The following is a 15,598-nucleotide window of genomic DNA, read 5'->3' as shown; positions in this document are numbered from 1 at the left end:
GCGTGTTGGTCGTGAGGTGGTGCAGCTTTACCTGCGCGGACGCCGCAGCCATGCGCTGCTTGCGCATCGTTGGCGCTGTTTACGCTCCGTTAGTATGCAGAAGCGCTGATCTTGGCGCCACGACCATGACGGCGTGGCGCCGGGGTTTGCGTGATCGGGTTACCGCGATGGGCCACGGCGGCGGTGAGGGCCAGGGGGCGTTGGTGTGGGCGCGCTGATTCGGTACGGGCTGTCTGCGAGCTGGTGGCTGAGGGGTATTGGAAAGCCCGTGGCGGCGAGGCGAGCCGCGTTCTGCTCCGCCGTGTAGTTCGGTGGTGTCCGTGGCAGCGTTGGAGAAGGTGGCCGCGGAGCTGGTCGGCTGAGTCTGCCGAGCTGAGCGGCAGCCTTACGGGCAGCAGCTGCCTGGGCAGCGCGTTGCTGCAACTGCCGGTGCTCCGCGATCGCCTCGATCAGGGCGGCGAGCTGCACGACCAGGTGGGATAGGACGCCGACGAGGCTGGGACGGTTACCGCGTTGTCCTCGGATACCGGATAGAGCCAGTGCTCTGGCAGCTGTACGGAGGTTCGTGCCGTAGGGAGTCAGGGGTGGTTGGCGTCCGTAGGGCTCGCGAGCTGCACGGTCGTAGAAGTCGGCGGCACGGGCGAGTTCCCGATTGCCTGTGAGGGCCGCAGTCACGTGCAGGACATCGGAGGTCGCGGCAGCTACGTCGGCGCGGACGGCCGGGTCCTGGATATGGCGCATCTGCCACGTGCCAGTCGCGGTGGCTCGGGCGGCCTGCTGGTAGGCAGCGGATCGCTCCTCGTGGGTCAGTTCCACCCCGCCGAAGGGCCGGCGGTCGAAGCGGTTGCCTTCCCCTGGCGCCGACCAGCGCTTGCGGAGTCTCGGGAGCGTGAGGTTGGCGGCGAGCTTTCCGCCGGAGAACCAGACTGGCTGGTTCTGTTGGTTGTTGTGATGCGGGAGCGCAACGGCGTAACCGGTGATCTCCCCGGGTGTGCGGGCACTATGGCGAAGCTTCACCAGCACTCCCGCATGCTCGAGCGCGGCGAAGAAGTCGCCCTCGTTTTCGGCTCCGGCGGCTGCGGTGGCTACGTGCCGGCGGAGGGTGGTGCGAGGCGGCTCTGGCCAGTTCTGACGGTGGGCGAGTTCTGTCTCGGCTCGGGTCGGTCGGGGTGCGGCTGTGCGGTCGGCGGGCGCGGTTCGGGTGAGGCCGTAGCGTTCCTCGGCGATGTGGCAGGCGTTGGCGACCTTGTAGTAGTCGCGGTGGACGTTGGGATTGCGTCCGTCCTCGCGGGCCAAGACGACAGCGAGGTGGATGTGGTCGTCGGCGTGCCGTACTGCGATCCAGCGGCATGCTTCGTCATCGCCCCGCGGCGCGAACCCGGTCTGGTGCATCACCTCCTCGGCGATGTCGGCCCATTCGTCGTCCGACAGGGTTCGGTCTGTGGGGTCCGCTCTGATCGAGCACTGCCAGATTGGTAACGCCAGGGGCGTGTGCCGGAGGGTGTCGAGCGGGGAGGTCAAGACACCGACCAGGTGGCGGAAGTCCCAGTCGTCTCTGGCGTCGGTGCCAGGTTCCAGGGCCATGGGGAGTCTGAAACCCGCGACGATGTGGGGATCGACGTGCTCGTTGCGGCGGCCAGGGCCGTAGAAGTAGGACAGCAGCCTTGCGACGTCCTGACCGCGGGTCACTTTGCCGATCAACGCAGAAGCCGACCGATCTCGACGGATGAGGCGTCCACTCTGCGGAGGACGTTCTCCAGGTACGACAATGCAGCAGTCAGTTCGCGAGGCGTCTGTCCTGTCGCGTTCGCGATGCGCGTCAGCTGATTGAGGTTCACTCCGATTCGGTTCAATTGTCGCGCGATGCCGCGTAGTTCTTCACACAATTCTTCTGTCGGCTGCTGTCCCAATCTGTTCTGCCGGGTGGCAGCCTGTACGGTGTGGACGATGAATGTTCCGTAGGCGGTTCCTGCTCGTTGGGCTGCTGCACGTATTTCCGAGTACTCCTGGTCGCTGACTCGAAACCTCATCTCCCGGTCCCGCCGGCGCCCTCCGCCAAGCTGAGAACGTCGCTGGAGCTTGCGTGGTTGGTTGAGCTGTTCGTCGCTCGTCGCTCCACCTCCGATCGACTCGTTCAGGACCGCGCCCGGTCCCGCACCGCATGAGTGTGCGCGGTGGATTTCCATGAATCCACAACGTGTCGCGACACGGTCCTACCTTGCAGCCTCTAATCATTGCAGCGGTCAAATGTGCCAGCGCGTGACTCTCCATCTCTTATGCTGTTGCGGCGGGTCGGGGCGGACCGCAGAGTTATGGTCAATTTAGCTCACCGCGAGGCCGCTAATAGGTTAGCTCTCCTTAAATAAAAAGCGCCGTTCAACTCGCCGACGTTTGTACTCTGGTGAACAGCAAGCAGGAATGCGTCCCCGGATTCGGTAGATTTCATCGCCATGACGGTCGACCGAGACGCCGAGTAGTACGGGTTCCGGTACCCGATGGCGGCCAGCGGAGTCGGAGGGTGCTACCTGCGATGCCCTTAACCTCAAGCCCGAAGGCGATCGAGTCACGCAAAGCCTTGAGGAGGCCGGGTTCCTGTTAGCCGTCTTGGCCGTTCCTCCTGGTCACGGCCCTCTACCTCACCCACGGCATGTCAGCCGTAGGCCTGGTCACGGCTCCGAGGGGTCAAGAAGCCGCCGCCTCCTGGCGGCGCTTCAGTAGGGGTGAGGTGCCACTCTCGATTGTCCTGTCAGGATGCGATGGCAACTCACCAGGACGCGACGGAGGAGGCTGCTACGCCGACGGCGCGATGCCGAGGCGATGCGTCGGGGCTGACCTGCCGTGGAAGGCGCCTTCTTTTCCGGCATGGCCCAGGTCCCGTCCGCTGCCCGAGAGGCCGGTCTCTCGCGCTGGACATGGCGGTCTCCGACACTCCAGGTCTTGGAGCGCTCCAGGATCGCATCGAGGCGTCTGGCGAGGTCAAAGGCGGTCTTCGCCTCGACCAGCTGATCAGGCAACAAGGCCCAAAGAGAGCCGGTGTATTCGCCCCAATAGATGCACAGATGAGGGTAGCGCCGCCGCAGGAGCTCCACGGCCTGGTCGAGATCGGTTTCTCCCGCCAGTGCCCGGTTCCACGTAGCGACAGGCGGTATGGAGAAGTCGCTGGGGCGGAGGGCGTGCTCATGGAAGGTCATGACGTCACCTCCAGAGCGAACGCGGCAAGCGCGCTCGTCAGGTGATGGATGGCTCATGGGTGTCGTGCGGCCGGTGAATTCCGGGGGGAATCAGCCACCGACCGCACGACGGGCCGGCCGGGGGATGGCCGGCAAAGGACGCGCACCATGGGGTGCAGTGCGCGTCCCGGTCTCAGCGGTTGATCAGGGCCCACACGGCGTGGCCGTCGGCGCAGTCGTACTGACCGGTCTCGTCGGCGTAGGCGTCCGCCAGGATCAATCCGCGTCCATGCTCAGCGGGGTCGGCTTGCTCATCACCACGAACCGGGACGGGTCCATCGTCCAAGACCGTGAGGCGCGTCTGCTGTCGGCCGATGCAAAGTTCGACCCTCATCCGACCGCCGGGCATCCCACTGGCCGAGTGCCACAGCGCGTTCGTGCCATACTCGCTGACGATCAACTCGAACGCCTCGGTCAGTACCGCGTCGTCAACCAGCAGCAGCCGAACCCAACGACGCAGCAAAGACACCGCGTCGGGCACGCCCGGGACGTCAACGTGCCATACGTGACCGTCCCAGTCGCCCTCGGCGTTTGTTCCGTCAGCGGTGGCCTGGCGCGGGGTTGACGTACTCGAGGCGACCAACGCGCCGTCCGTGTCCGGCACGACGGACAAGGTGTCGCCACCCGCCGTCCCGAGGGGCAGCGAAGGCCCCTCGGCGATCTGGAGATAGGGCGCTGCCAGCGCACTCAGAGCTATCCTCATCCATACCTCCCTTTCGAGGGTGAGGACGCGCGGCCGGGCAAGGTCTCCAATCCATGGCCCGGCCGCGCGATGACCGCCGACGCAACGGCTGCCGCGACCGCGCCCCGACCAGCTCTATCAAGCTCGTCGGCCGTGGACTCGGGCCGTCTTGCCGCCGTCTCGCACACTGTGATCTATCGATCGCAGTGCGTTGCCGTGCCATAGTGACTCTGTACAGTTCATGATCACAATGACTTCGACAGTTTTCGCTTGAGAAGTTGCTGCAAGGCCCTGCTCTTGGCACCCCGAGGAAGGCAGACTGCCGCTCATGGTCCAGCCACACAGTCCAACGGTTCGTGGTCGCCGTCTCGCCAGAGAGCTGCGCGAACTACGTGAGCGTGCCGATCTGCGTCCCGAGGACGCCGCCCAGCGGCTGGGCTGGAGCCGCCAGAAGGTCATGCGGATCGAACGGGCCCTCACCAAGGCCAGCAGCAACGACCTCAATGCGGCGATGGATCTCTACGGCGTCCCCAGCCCCCAACGCGAAGCCCTGCTGCAACTCGCCAAGGACGCCTGGAAGCGCGGCTGGTGGACGGCCTACCGCGACATCTTCGCCGGCACGTACCTCTCGCTGGAGGACGAGGCATCCCAGATCCGCGAATGGCAACCCCAGGTCGTACCCGGCCTACTCCAGACCCCCGACTACGCACGGGAGGTCGTGATGGCCTTTACCTGTAAAGCTGCGGACATCGAGCGCCGTGTCGCCGCGCGCATGACAAGACGATCCATCCTGAGCCGCCCCAACGCCCCCGAGCTTCACGTGGTTCTCGACGAGGCGATCCTGCACCGCCGGATGGGCAGCGCCGAGACCATGCGGGCCCAGTTCGACTCCCTACTCACCGACTCCCGCCGTCCGCACGTGGAACTGCGGGTACTTCCGTTCCATCGGGGACGGCATCCCGGCCTCAACGGTGGTTTCGTCGTCCTGAGCTTCGAGGTCGGTATCGACCCCGACATCGCCTATCTGGAGACCCCGGGCGGTGACATCTACCTGGAGTCCGAAGACGACGTCACCCGTCGTAGGGTGGTCTTCGACGAACTATCCGAAATGGCCATGTCTCCGGACGAGTCGGAAGCACGCATCGAGCGTGCTGCAAGGGAGATCACGGATGGGTGAGGACCCCCGCCTCGCGTGGCGTCGCTCCTCCTACAGCACCAGCGGTGAGAACTGCGTAGAAGTCACCATCTCGGCCTCTGAGGTCGCCTTTCAAGGCCGCGGTTATGCGGCCGTGCGGGACTCCAAGGATCCGGAAGGTCCCAAGCTTGTCCTCGAAGGTCGGGCCTGGCGGACTTTCAGGCATCAGATCAAGGCTGGCACTTTCGACCGGAGGTGAGCCGGCCCAGAAGGCCGCTTCCGCGCTCCCGCAAGCACTGTGATCCCTCCGCTGCGGCAGCGGAGGGACCATGCGGACGGTTAATCGTCCAGGTAGAGGAGGGCGGTGATGGTCTTCTTGCAGATGTCGCAGTGCATGGGCGCTTCCTCGGACGCGAGGTCACACTCAACGGTGGTCACGTGGTCGATGACGCCAGATGCCGCCTCGGTGGCCCATGCATCGGCCCACCGGCGGGTGTTGGCGCTGAGGTCGTCCACGTAGCGCGCGGTCATCTCGTAGAAGGCTCGGACGCCGTACTCCTTCATGTAGCGCCAGTTGAACTGGAGCGACAGCAGCGCGATGGGGAACGGGTGCTCGACCAGACCCCGAGCCCAGCGCTCGGAGACGTCGTCGATGTCCAGACGTGCGGCGCGCTCGTCCAGGACCCGCCACATGCCGTTCTGGTCGTACTCGATGAGCACGTCATCAAGGAGCTTGCGGGCGTTGACGAGGTTGCGGGTCTTGCCGGCGAACAGCTCGGAGACGCTCAGGCTGAGTTGCTCGTCGGGGCCCTTACGCGCTTGGTCGATGGCCTGCTTGAGCTGGACCGCGTAGGCCGATTCCCACGACAGGCACTCCCCGAAGGCCGACCAGGGGTCGGGGAACCCCTTCTGCTTGATCGCGGCGAAGATGCGATCGCCTTGCACACCCATCCACGGCTCCAATCATGGAGTTACCTCGACGGCGCACACCTCCCGGTGAGGTGTGCGGCAAGCTCGCCGGTCGGGACCTGGGCCTGCTCCCCCGTGTCCATGTCCCGGACCGTGATCACCCCGGCGTCCTTGTCGGACGCCCCGTAGATCAGCGCAAAACGGGCCTTCCGGTCAGCGGCCCACTTCAGCTGCTTGGCCAGTTTGCGACTGGCGGCCAGATACACCTCGGTCCGCAGACCCGAATCCCGCAGCTGCGCGGCGAAGCCCATGACTTCGGACGCGGTATCTTCGGCGATCAATGTGACGGCGACATCGATCCTGTGCGCATCGCCCTGATCATCGCTGAGCAGGCCGATGATCCGTTCGACGCCCAGGGATCCGCCGCAGGCCGACACGTCTGGCCCCCCGAGCGCGGCGATCAGCCTGTCATAGCGTCCGCCGCTGGCAATCGACCCCGGCATTCCCTCGGCGACCACCTCGAAGATGATACCGGTGTAGTAGTCCAGGCCTCGGACGAGACTCGGTGTGAACGCGATCCGATCTTCGCCCACCTTCGGTGACGCCAGCTCCAGCAGATGGCCGATCTCCTCCAGACCCGCGCGTCCAGCCTCGCTGTCCTTCAGGGCGGTCTGCATCCGCTCCACCGCATCGACGGCCGTCAAGTCACCGACCAGAGCCTCGGCGATGCCGGGGGCCAGCGACCGGGCGTCCACCAGCTCGGCCGCGACCTTCTCCGGCGACAGCTTGTCGAGCTTGTCGAGGGTGATGAGAACGCCGCCACCGAGGTCGGCGGGAACGCCATAGACCTCCAGCAGGCCAGAGAGCGCTTGACGCGAGTTCACCAGCACCCGGTAGTCACGTACACCGACCGCATCCAGCGCATCGGTCAGCGCGCACACCACCTCGGCGTCCGCAAGCGGGGACGCTGACCCGACCACGTCCACATCGCATTGCGCGAACTCGCGAAACCGGCCCTTCCCAGGGCGGTCGGCCCGCCATACGGGTCCCATCGCGTACCGCTTGTAGGGCGTCGGGAGCTGTGACCCGTAGCCGGCGACGACCCGCGCGAGCGGGACGGTCATGTCGTATCGCAGGGCCAGGTCGGCTTCGCCGGTGGCCTCGTGCTCTCCGCGGCGCAGGATCTTGAAGATCAGCTTGTCGCCCTCATCGCCGTACTTGCCGGTCAGGGTTTCCAGTCGCTCGAACGCCGGCGTCTGCAACGGCTCGAACCCGTACCGCTCGAACACTTCGCGGATCTGCGCAAAGACATGCTCGCGGGTGCGCAGCGCACCGGCGAGAAAGTCCCGGGTGCCCGACGGGGGCTCGAACTGCTGTGACGCCATGAGAACTCCTGACTAACGTAACCGAGCAACGAGACAAGGCAAGTCATGGGAACCAGTCCACATCCGGACGACGCGATATCCAGGGGACCAACGTTTCTCCGATCGTATCGACGGCCCGGTCGTCCTCCCGGTCGAACCGCGCGGGCCGCTCCTCGAAGCCTGCAAGGCGTCAAAGCATGGGTGGACGCCGACGCACCGCAGCGAGCGAGGCTGTACCGGCTGACGTAGTCGACCTTTGTATCGACGTGGCGCACGAGGTGCCCCTGCGTTGGGCGGGCCCGATGTGGGTTGAGGGCTCGTCGCGGGACGTCCGGCATCGGTGATTGCGCGCACGGAGAAGGCGCTCTCCTACGGTGGGGCAATGGTGTCGGCGTAGACCGCGTCGACCTCAGCCATCAAGGTGTGACAGCAGCTGGCGATGGTGCATGGTATCGGCGGCTTCGGATCCAGAAGCCGCGCGTGTCCCGCCCACTCTTCTACTCTCAAGTCTCGTGACCGATGACCGGGCAACAACCTTCGCCCGCGCCCGCGCAGCGGCGGGTGTCCTGTTCTTCAACGACCACGACCACATCATGCTCGTCGACCCCTCCTACAAGGACTACCGCGACGTCCCCGGCGGCTACGTAGAGCGCGGCGAGACCCCGCGCCAAGCCGCGGAACGCGAAGTCGCTGAAGAACTCGGCATCCACCCAGAGATCGGACGGCTACTGGTCGCCGACTGGGCCCCAAACGAGGCCGAAGGCGACAAAGTTCTCTTCCTCTTCGATGGCGGCGCCCTCACCACCGACCAGCTCAACGCCATCCGCCTGGATCCAAGCGAACTGGTCGGCTACCAGTTCCACGACATCGCCCAGATCCACAACCTGACCATCCCGCGCCTCGCCCGCCGCCTCGTCCACGCCCACGCCGCCCACCGCAACGGCAGCACCCGCTACCTCGAACACGGCAACGCACCTGAGCGGGGAAGCTGACCCGGTGGTAACCGGCACGGCGGAGTCCAGATGAGGTTGGCTCGAGCCCTGGAAAACGCAAGACCTCGTCACGCGGCTGCCGCGCCGCTGCTCACGACGGCGGCGAGGCGGGCACGACGATGCCATGGGCAGGGCGACGCGGTCGATACGCCGGCAGGCGCACCCTCACCAGGTCACTTCACCGCATTTGATCAGTGACCCCGCCGGAAGCATCTGTGTCACCTTCTCGGGGCCAACGGCCTTCTATGTGCAGTTGGATGATCGCGGCGTGGGAGAGCGGGCTGGCGGGATCGGTGACGTTGCCGTTGGTGGTGTAGTCCAGGAGGACGACATCCTCCTTGTCGCGGAGCCGCTCGACCAGATCAGCGACCCGGTGTTCGAGGACCCATCGGTAGGCCGGCAGGTAGATCCGGCGCCTGGCCGTCTCATATGGCAGTAGCCGGTCGCCGTGCAACCCGGTGCGGTGACCTTTAACGGGGCCGTATCGACCCACCGTCCGCTTCAGCCCCTTCATGGCGGTGACCCTGAGCTTCGCGGGATCGACATCGGAGTTCTGGAAGACCTTGAGGGCCTGCCAGATCCCTTCCACGGACTCGCTGGTCACACCGTCGCAGTAGGGGACCGGGATACCGCCATGCGGGTGGAACGGACTCAACCGCACCCACGGTTCCGGCGCCTTGGAGGTCACATCGATGATCTCCGTACCGGGGAACGCGGCGGTCAGCGACGCCATCCCGCGGCGTCGGCTGGCAACACGGATCGACAACTGGAGGCTCCCCTGCGTCGGTGACATGAGCCGCCAGCATCCCCGATGCCACTGACAGAGAGACCGCCGCAGATGAGCCCACAGGCTTGCTCTAGTGACCGTTGTCGGCGGGAATGCAGCAATGTTCACACGGCCCTACTCGGCCAGGCCGCGTCCGTGCCGCCTTGCTACCGGATCAAGAGTCGATCCACTCTCGAATTACTCGAGCGGTCTCGACAGTGACGTCGGAGTCGGCCAGGTCGGTGGAGTGGAGCCATCGGTAGGCGGTGTGCTCGATGCTCAGGACGATGGGCTGACCTTGGTGAGGTGCGCCGAACGTGTATTGACGGGCTCTGCGGCCAGAGCCGGAGATGTAGTCAAAGCGGGCGACGAACCCAGGATCGAGGATGAGTGGTCCGGCCCAGCCGATTTCCTCGCCGAGTTCGCGTTCCAGTGCGGTGTACAGACTCTCGCCGGGCTCGACGCCGCCTGAGGGGAGTTCTTCGATGCCGGCCATGAACGTGTCCTCAACTGAGCGGCGCAGTATGAGCACCTGGCCATCGGTATGGACGATGGCGCCGACCACGAGTTTGGTGATGCCGTCGCGGTCGGCGTCGGCATGCAATTGCCGAATGTCGAGCCCCGATGCGGTGGTCACGCTGGGAGGTTAGCCCGTCCAGGGAGCGATGCGAGGGTGTTCACGACGGCGGCGTGGTGGTCATGACCGTGCCGCTGGCAGGGCGGCACGGTCGAAGCGGTCGATAAGGCTCGGTTTGCGGTGATGCTTTCGGCGCAGGTGAGTGAACCGTGCGGCGAACTCCCGGAGGAGGCCGGCCCGGTCGGCGATGACCTGCAGGTCCTTCAGGAGTTCGACGGCCACGTCGTAGTCGGACGGTTTGCGGGCATCGATCAATTCGTCGACCCGCGCCCAGGTGACTTCCGGGTCGCGGGCGATAGCGTCGAGTCTCCTCTCGCGGGCCGCCGCACGCTGTTGCTCGCGGCGGGCCTCCTGCTCCGCGCGTGCCGCCTCAGCTTTGCGTTCACGCTCGTGGCGGAGTTCGGCGGCGGTGTCCAGCAGCTCGGCCACAGTGCGCCGGGGACGGTCGTCCCTCTCGGCGTCGGGTTCGCCGCGGAAACGGCGGAGCAGCTCCATCTGGACCTGGGGCCCCTGGCCCTGCGCGACTCGGAGGAGGAGAGCCCGCCCCTCCTTCATGGGCAGTTCTTCGATCCACTTGGCGAGCCGGCCGGGGTCGTCCTTGGCCTCGGCCAGGGGCGGACTCGTCTGGGCGGCGACGTAGAGCAGGTCGGAGTCGAGGCGGAGGAAATCGGCGAGAGCGCGCTGAGGGGCGGTGAGGGAACGCAGCCCTGCGGGTACCGGTGGTTCGAGTTCGTCGTCCTCGTCCTGGTCGAAGGCGTCCTCGTCGCGTTCCCAGGTTCCGTAGGCCGCGAGCCAGGCGAGGTAGAGCGGGCGCAGGTCCCCGGCGGCGAGTTCGGTGCGGACTCCGATGATCGCCGACAGGGAGTCGTCGGCGCCCTCGATCCAGTCTCCGCCCTCGTCCTGGCTGGTCAGGTCGAGGATGAGGTGCTTGCCGGAAACCTCTGCGGTGACGTAGGGATCGATGCAGTACCGCTCAGCGACCTTGAGGGGGAGCAGCGTGCGGGGAAGGCGAAGCATCACCTGGTGGGTCCCCCAGTTGGTGACGTACAGGTGGGCGTCGTAGTAGCGCCGCATCATCGTCCGCGGACTACCCCGGAAATCACCCCAGTGGTATTCGTTGGTGAAACTGGTGGCGGTGATCCGTGCCCGCGATGACAGTGCGCGGACTTCGGCCTGCTGCCGCTCGTCCAGGGGCTGGTCGACGGCCAGGAACTCGTAGTACTGGTATTCGCTCATCTTCGCTCGTCGTCAGCAGGCCCAGTGTCGGTAGGCGTCGATCCATTCGGCGCCTACCGGACGTGGCGTTGGAAGCGGCAGACTCAGGATCCCGATGGCCTGCCGATGCTTGCCGCGGGTGCAAATCCCAACGATCTCGCCACCGGGAGAAGTATCAATCTTCGTGACGGTCACCTGGACCCCGAGGACACTGGTCTGGAAGGGCATGATCAAGTGCTCTTCCAATAGGGCATGGAACGCGGCGTGTTGCTCACGCTCGTCGTAGGCGTCGACGATGGCCTGCTCCACCAGGGCGTCCAGTTCGGCATCGCTCAGGCTTGTCACTCTGGTCAGCGTAGTGAGGCCACACGGACGATGTGAGACTTCGTTCGTACGAGCCAGCGATCAATGGGGTGGCACCGGTCGGCTCGGATGCCTGGCTGTCCACAACAGCCCGGTCGTGGGCTCTTCACTCGCGTGGGCCAGGCGCCCGATACCCCGCCTCCGCCACCGGCTCATAGGTGTTTCTGAGCATCGGAGTCGGCACCGCGCTCACAGACCCATCTTCAAGTGAGCCTCCATGACATCCAGGAAAGCGGGGTCGTAGGGGTCGTCCACATGCTCGCTATTCCACAAGCCGGATCTGCGAACATTTTCGTTTCCTGCGTCCAGGCCGAGCCAGCCGGGGCTGATCGGGTGGGTTCCGCCAGTGCAGCGGGAGAGGAGGGCGATCGAGTTGGCTCGTATGGATATGCGTTGTTCGCGATCGGGCACTTCGAGCCAAAGTAGCGGCATAGCGCCGATGCGGTCGCTTACAGCTCGCTCAAGCAGATACTCGGCTTCCCGCTGCGCAGGGCTCACCTTCCTCTGGCCCCAGGACATCTGCACCTCTGCCGGCCATTGGCCGGTCTGCAGCAGCGCGCTGCCGACGTGCTGCCGAAATATTGAGCCGCGATGGTTGCCCACACCTGCTTTGCTGCCGCTCACTGGACCTCGGTGTTGGGCGAGCCTGGTCCAGAAGGTTGCCCGCGATGTGGCCCTCAACGCGTGGCTGCCCACGCGCACAACTCGAAGTCGATTCTCCCCTGATCGAACCTGGCCGTCTTCGAGGAAGAACTCCACACCGTACTGCGGCCACCCGTCGGCCCGGGTGCAATCCTTAAGCAGCCTCGGTCCGCCGAGCCGTTCGGCCAACTCATCAAGTATGGCGTAGAACCGGTCAATAGCCAGTCGACGATCTTCTCGCATGACGCTCACCCCAGACGCTCCACCGTCGTGCCTTCCGGATACCTATCGGCGGGATGCCCCTGCCAAAAGCAGGTAAAGGCCTTTCCAAGCCGACGCGGCACCTTACCCGAGGCTCCCTTCCCCGCGCCCTCGATGGTCACCAGGAACGCGTTGACCCCGGCTTGTTCCCAGGACGTGCGCCGTACGAGCTTCGCGTAGTCAGAGCTACTAGCTGCGAAAGCTACGATCGACGATACGTTGCGACGTATGGCTTCGCCGATCAGCAGATCTTCGAGAAGGCCAGCCGGCCAGTCCGACAAGCGCATGATCTTGTTGTAATCCCCGATCGGTTCCTCCGGGCGCAACAGCCCGTACCCACCGCTGAGAATGAGCAGGGGTGCTTCCCGAGCCACAGCTTCTCGCAGCCCGTCTCCAGCGGTTGCATAGAAGCCGCCATCGTAGCGACGCCAGGCAGGCATCAAACGTCGTTCATCCACGTTCGCTACTGCACGATTCTGCCGCCGTGCCGCGAGAAGCGCGGAAGGCCACGGTACCGATTCCCAGTTCTCTGAGTCTCCGCCAGTTCTCTTCGTCTTCGAGCAGGGAATCAGCAGAAGAGTCTCGCTGCCGATGAACCTCTGCAGCATTTGCACGCCGTCATCCGGTGACAAGGCGTTCTCCCGCCGTCGATCGGCGTTACGATTCGTCGAGTCGCTGGTTCCCGTTCGCCGAAAGGTCACCGACCGTCCGGGCTGGATCTGAGTCGCCGTGTAACCTGCGGCCCGCCAGACGCGGACGTGTGACCGATCGCCATGCCACCACTGCGGATAATGCTGTGCCGCCGAGTCAGGGGTGCCTCCCACGATCTGCGACAGCTCGTCCCATGACAGGCCGACAGCATCCTCGTTCTCTGGGCGAGCGGTCAAGAACTTCCCGAGACGAGCCCAGTCGGCCCGTCCGCGCTCACTCGGCACGATGCCCCGCCCCCAAACGTGACGGCACTCCCAGATCAGCACGCATTCCATTCGACGTAGTGTCAAGGTGCCATGATGTCGTCGGCTCCGCTACCGGAGACCTCATCTCCCGAATCGTTGTGACCGTCGGCTTCGACCTCGGCGGTCCCGCAGCGAGGGCGCAGCCAGCGCAGACCCGTAATCGCCAACCATCGGGAGCGTTTGACCCGAGGGAGGGCCGGTATGGCGGGCCCCTCCGCCAGGCTCCCTCTATCGTGCGTTTGAGCGACTGCGGGTTCTGGCTAGGGCCTCTAGGGCCGTCTCGTCGGCGTCGGGGAGGGTGTGTAGGTAGCGCTCTGTGGTGGCGATGGAGGCGTGGCCGAGGCGTTCTTTGACTATCTGGAGGTCGGCGCCGCCGTTGAGGAGCCAGGAGGCGTGGGCGTGGCGTAGGTCTCGCATGGTGGGCCTGAAGTCGAGGCCTGCGGCGGCGATGGCTGGGTTCCAGATGTTGCGGCGGAACCAGTCGTTGGGGATGTGGCCGTCCGTCATGCGCGTGCGGAGAGGGCGCGGGTTGTCCTTGCCGTTGGCGCGGCGGGCGGCTCGGTAGAGGGAGAAGGCGCCTCGGCAGTAGTCGCAGCGGCAGCGCCCGGCGGTGTAGCCGCTGAGAGTGCCGTGGTTGTAGGTGCGGCCTTTCTCGTTGGGTTCGGTTCGGCCGAGTGTCTCCGGGTCTGGGATCTCGGTGATTCGGGCTCGGGGCTTGTCTTGGGGCGGCATGTGGAAGAAGAGGTCGTCTCGGGTGAGGCGCGCGGCCCTGATGTGCTCTTCGAGCTTCTCGGTCATCTGGGCGCTGAGCTTGAAGCGGCGGTACTCCTTGTCCTTCGGGTAGTCCTTGACCAGGAAGTGGCCGCCTTCCGGGTGGAACTTTGGGTTCAGCTCCACGACCGTGCGGCTGACCGTGAGGATGCGCGTCTTGAGGTTGAGGTCCTTGGGACGCAGTTCGCTGAGTTCGCCCCAGCGGAGGCCGCTCTCGATCTCGGTTTCGGCGAGGAGGCGGAAGGTGCCCTCGGGGAGGGCGTTGTAGACGTCGTCGAACTGCTCAGGCGTGACGATCTGGAGAGGCTTGCGCGCGATGGGCGGAGACTTCACCCCGCGACATGGGTGTAGGTAGGTGACCTGGTCGTCCAGTGCCGTGGTGAAGATGGCACTGAGGATGATCTTGTTGCACTGGATGGTCACGGGTTTCATGCCCTGGTTCTTGAGCTTGGCGATCCAGGCTCGGACGTGCTCGGGGAGGATGTCGACCATCCGCATGCCGCCGAACTCCGGCATGAGGTGCTTGTAGATGGCGTAGGTGTAGCCCTCCCGGGTGCTGGCCTCCATCTCGTGGTTCGGGAGCCAGGTGTTTTCGACGTAGTCTCTGAATCGCTGCCTTCCGCGGGCAGGTTCTCCGGTTCTACCTTCCGAGACCTTCACTTCGGCGCGCTGCCATGCTTTGTCCGCTTCTTTCTTGCTCGCAAAGGTTCCGGCAGACCTTCGCTGGCTGCGAGTGTCGTCGTAGTAGGCCGTGTAGCGAGGCTTGCCGTCCTTACCCACTCTCTTGCGTGTCTGCCCCATGGATTTCCCGCCCCCAGGCTTGATCATCTGACCCTCGTTTGACCCCGGACTGCGAGTGATGGCGTGACCCTGAAGATCACGCGCTGGCAGCCGAACAGGCCATCTACCTGGGATTTTATCGAAATCCAGCGTTTTCTGCGAGCCGCAGAAAACGTACAATACGTCCTTCGGGACAAAGAGGCCGTGGGTTCAAATCCCGCCACCCCGACAGAATTGCCAGCCCAGGCTCCCTTTGGGGTCTGACATAGGAGGCAGGGTTTCTCCTGCGGGAATCCTTGGGACGATCTTTCAGATCGTCCCACTTCTCGTTTTTCCTGGGCCGCTCAGAAACTCGTCCAGAACTCGCGTAGTTGCCCCGTGCGTTCAGTCACGTATTTCAGGGTTCACCGGTGGATGGCTCGTCGAACCGGATAGGGATGCGACTTGGGCGTGGACGGACGCCTGCTGAGGTGGGGTCGTGTGCGCGTGGCCGGGGCGCGGTCTCGGCTGTCACCGGTTCCAGTGTCGGTCTGGCGACGCGGCGTCACCGACACTGCGGCGGCCGGCGTCGGCCTGGCCGCTGCGGAAACGGGTGCGGCATGTTGGCGGAAGAGCGGTGGGAGTCGAGTGTCGGCTCAATCTTCGTCCTTTAACCGTGGCCGGATGATGACACCCGGCAACCAGAGGTAATCCACCGGTTGGGCGTGGCGCGTCCCATGTGACGCCCCCTCGCTGCACCCGCATGAGGGATCAGACGAAGACGATCGCGGCGGTCATCCCTCTGCTCGTCGGCACGTCGTGTGAGTTAGCCTCGATCTTTCGTGAGGTCGGTTGGGTCGCTCCGCGACCCAACCGACGCTTCGTTTTCGGCGGCGAGTCAGCCGTTGGGCCCGAC

16 protein-coding genes are annotated in these 15,598 nt (G+C 65.1%); 3 read left to right on the top strand and 13 right to left on the bottom strand.

Going from position 1 to position 15,598, the window contains the following annotated elements; all coding sequences use genetic code 11:
- Window positions 1–159: 159 nt before the first annotated feature.
- From E1281_RS15255 to E1281_RS15240, 4 genes are all read right to left on the bottom strand, one after another.
- A complete protein-coding gene (locus tag E1281_RS15255; RefSeq protein WP_131878605.1) occupies window positions 160–1,701 on the bottom strand; it encodes a hypothetical protein in 1,542 nt (513 codons plus the stop codon).
- A complete protein-coding gene (gene mobC / locus E1281_RS15250) occupies window positions 1,698–2,030 on the bottom strand; it encodes a plasmid mobilization relaxosome protein MobC (RefSeq protein WP_165958941.1) in 333 nt (110 codons plus the stop codon). Before mobC ends, E1281_RS15255 begins: the two co-directional genes overlap by 4 nt.
- Before the next feature lie 681 nt (window positions 2,031–2,711).
- Entirely contained in the window at window positions 2,712–3,191 is a 480-nt protein-coding gene (locus E1281_RS15245) for a hypothetical protein (protein WP_131878601.1), read from the bottom strand.
- A gap of 172 nt (window positions 3,192–3,363) precedes the next feature.
- On the bottom strand, window positions 3,364–3,933 hold the full coding sequence (locus tag E1281_RS15240; protein WP_131878599.1) for an ATP-binding protein: 570 nt from the start codon (window positions 3,931–3,933) through the stop codon (window positions 3,364–3,366).
- Window positions 3,934–4,240: 307 nt separating this feature from the next.
- Here E1281_RS15240 and E1281_RS15235 point away from each other — a divergent pair, with 307 nt between their 5' ends.
- Together E1281_RS15235 and E1281_RS15230 are read left to right on the top strand one after the other, a co-directional pair.
- Complete coding sequence (locus E1281_RS15235) at window positions 4,241–5,089, top strand: helix-turn-helix transcriptional regulator (RefSeq protein WP_131878597.1); 849 nt, start codon at window positions 4,241–4,243, stop codon at window positions 5,087–5,089.
- Window positions 5,082–5,306 (top strand): DUF397 domain-containing protein, encoded by a 225-nt coding sequence (locus tag E1281_RS15230; RefSeq protein WP_131878595.1) that lies wholly within the window; start codon window positions 5,082–5,084, stop codon window positions 5,304–5,306. The genes E1281_RS15235 and E1281_RS15230 overlap by 8 nt, the downstream gene beginning before the upstream one ends.
- A gap of 80 nt (window positions 5,307–5,386) precedes the next feature.
- Here E1281_RS15230 and E1281_RS15225 read toward each other — a convergent pair whose 3' ends face one another.
- Window positions 5,387–5,998, bottom strand: a complete 612-nt coding sequence (locus tag E1281_RS15225) for a hypothetical protein (RefSeq protein WP_131878593.1) — start codon at window positions 5,996–5,998, stop codon at window positions 5,387–5,389.
- 20 nt (window positions 5,999–6,018) lie between these two features.
- Window positions 6,019–7,341, bottom strand: coding sequence for a histidine--tRNA ligase (gene hisS / locus E1281_RS15220; RefSeq protein ID WP_131878591.1), 1,323 nt, complete (start codon window positions 7,339–7,341; stop codon window positions 6,019–6,021).
- 491 nt (window positions 7,342–7,832) lie between these two features.
- Between hisS and E1281_RS15215 the strand changes: the two genes are divergently transcribed.
- Entirely contained in the window at window positions 7,833–8,312 is a 480-nt protein-coding gene (locus E1281_RS15215) for an NUDIX hydrolase (protein WP_279433616.1), read from the top strand.
- Window positions 8,313–8,490: 178 nt separating this feature from the next.
- Here E1281_RS15215 and E1281_RS15210 read toward each other — a convergent pair whose 3' ends face one another.
- The 7 genes from E1281_RS15210 to E1281_RS15180 form a co-directional block, all read right to left on the bottom strand.
- Window positions 8,491–9,105 (bottom strand): hypothetical protein, encoded by a 615-nt coding sequence (locus E1281_RS15210; RefSeq protein ID WP_243716978.1) that lies wholly within the window; start codon window positions 9,103–9,105, stop codon window positions 8,491–8,493.
- 148 nt (window positions 9,106–9,253) lie between these two features.
- Window positions 9,254–9,715, bottom strand: a complete 462-nt coding sequence (locus E1281_RS15205) for an NUDIX domain-containing protein (RefSeq protein WP_131878588.1) — start codon at window positions 9,713–9,715, stop codon at window positions 9,254–9,256.
- A gap of 60 nt (window positions 9,716–9,775) precedes the next feature.
- Window positions 9,776–10,951, bottom strand: a complete 1,176-nt coding sequence (locus E1281_RS15200; RefSeq protein WP_131878586.1) for a hypothetical protein — start codon at window positions 10,949–10,951, stop codon at window positions 9,776–9,778.
- Between the two features lie 12 nt (window positions 10,952–10,963).
- A complete protein-coding gene (locus tag E1281_RS15195; RefSeq protein ID WP_131878584.1) occupies window positions 10,964–11,275 on the bottom strand; it encodes a calcium-binding protein in 312 nt (103 codons plus the stop codon).
- Between the two features lie 207 nt (window positions 11,276–11,482).
- Window positions 11,483–12,187 (bottom strand): hypothetical protein, encoded by a 705-nt coding sequence (locus tag E1281_RS15190; protein ID WP_207943293.1) that lies wholly within the window; start codon window positions 12,185–12,187, stop codon window positions 11,483–11,485.
- Window positions 12,184–13,173: a hypothetical protein gene (locus E1281_RS41895; protein ID WP_243716977.1), complete on the bottom strand. Its 990-nt coding sequence runs from the start codon at window positions 13,171–13,173 to the stop codon at window positions 12,184–12,186. The genes E1281_RS15190 and E1281_RS41895 overlap by 4 nt, the downstream gene beginning before the upstream one ends.
- 207 nt (window positions 13,174–13,380) lie before the next feature.
- Window positions 13,381–14,751: a site-specific integrase gene (locus E1281_RS15180; RefSeq protein WP_243716975.1), complete on the bottom strand. Its 1,371-nt coding sequence runs from the start codon at window positions 14,749–14,751 to the stop codon at window positions 13,381–13,383.
- Window positions 14,752–15,598: the final 847 nt, after the last annotated feature.

The sequence above is a fragment of the Actinomadura sp. KC345 genome (genome assembly GCF_004348515.1).
In the GTDB taxonomy this organism is placed as follows: Bacteria; Actinomycetota; Actinomycetes; order Streptosporangiales; family Streptosporangiaceae; genus Spirillospora.
Note: the sequence above shows the minus strand (reverse complement) of the source record. Positions and strands in the feature narration are given on the sequence as shown.

What these genes read in the sequence shown, in the direction of transcription:
- mobC (WP_165958941.1), bottom strand. Translation starts at nt 2,030, where the DNA reads ATGAGGTTTCGAGTCAGCGACCAGGAGTACTCGGAAATACGTGCAGCA.
- E1281_RS15245 (WP_131878601.1), bottom strand. Translation starts at nt 3,191, where the DNA reads ATGACCTTCCATGAGCACGCCCTCCGCCCCAGCGACTTCTCCATACCG.
- E1281_RS15240 (WP_131878599.1), bottom strand. Translation starts at nt 3,933, where the DNA reads ATGAGGATAGCTCTGAGTGCGCTGGCAGCGCCCTATCTCCAGATCGCC.
- E1281_RS15235 (WP_131878597.1), top strand. Translation starts at nt 4,241, where the DNA reads ATGGTCCAGCCACACAGTCCAACGGTTCGTGGTCGCCGTCTCGCCAGA.
- E1281_RS15230 (WP_131878595.1), top strand. Translation starts at nt 5,082, where the DNA reads ATGGGTGAGGACCCCCGCCTCGCGTGGCGTCGCTCCTCCTACAGCACC.
- E1281_RS15225 (WP_131878593.1), bottom strand. Translation starts at nt 5,998, where the DNA reads ATGGGTGTGCAAGGCGATCGCATCTTCGCCGCGATCAAGCAGAAGGGG.
- hisS (WP_131878591.1), bottom strand. Translation starts at nt 7,341, where the DNA reads ATGGCGTCACAGCAGTTCGAGCCCCCGTCGGGCACCCGGGACTTTCTC.
- E1281_RS15210 (WP_243716978.1), bottom strand. Translation starts at nt 9,105, where the DNA reads ATGTCACCGACGCAGGGGAGCCTCCAGTTGTCGATCCGTGTTGCCAGC.
- E1281_RS15200 (WP_131878586.1), bottom strand. Translation starts at nt 10,951, where the DNA reads ATGAGCGAATACCAGTACTACGAGTTCCTGGCCGTCGACCAGCCCCTG.
- E1281_RS15180 (WP_243716975.1), bottom strand. Translation starts at nt 14,751, where the DNA reads ATGATCAAGCCTGGGGGCGGGAAATCCATGGGGCAGACACGCAAGAGA.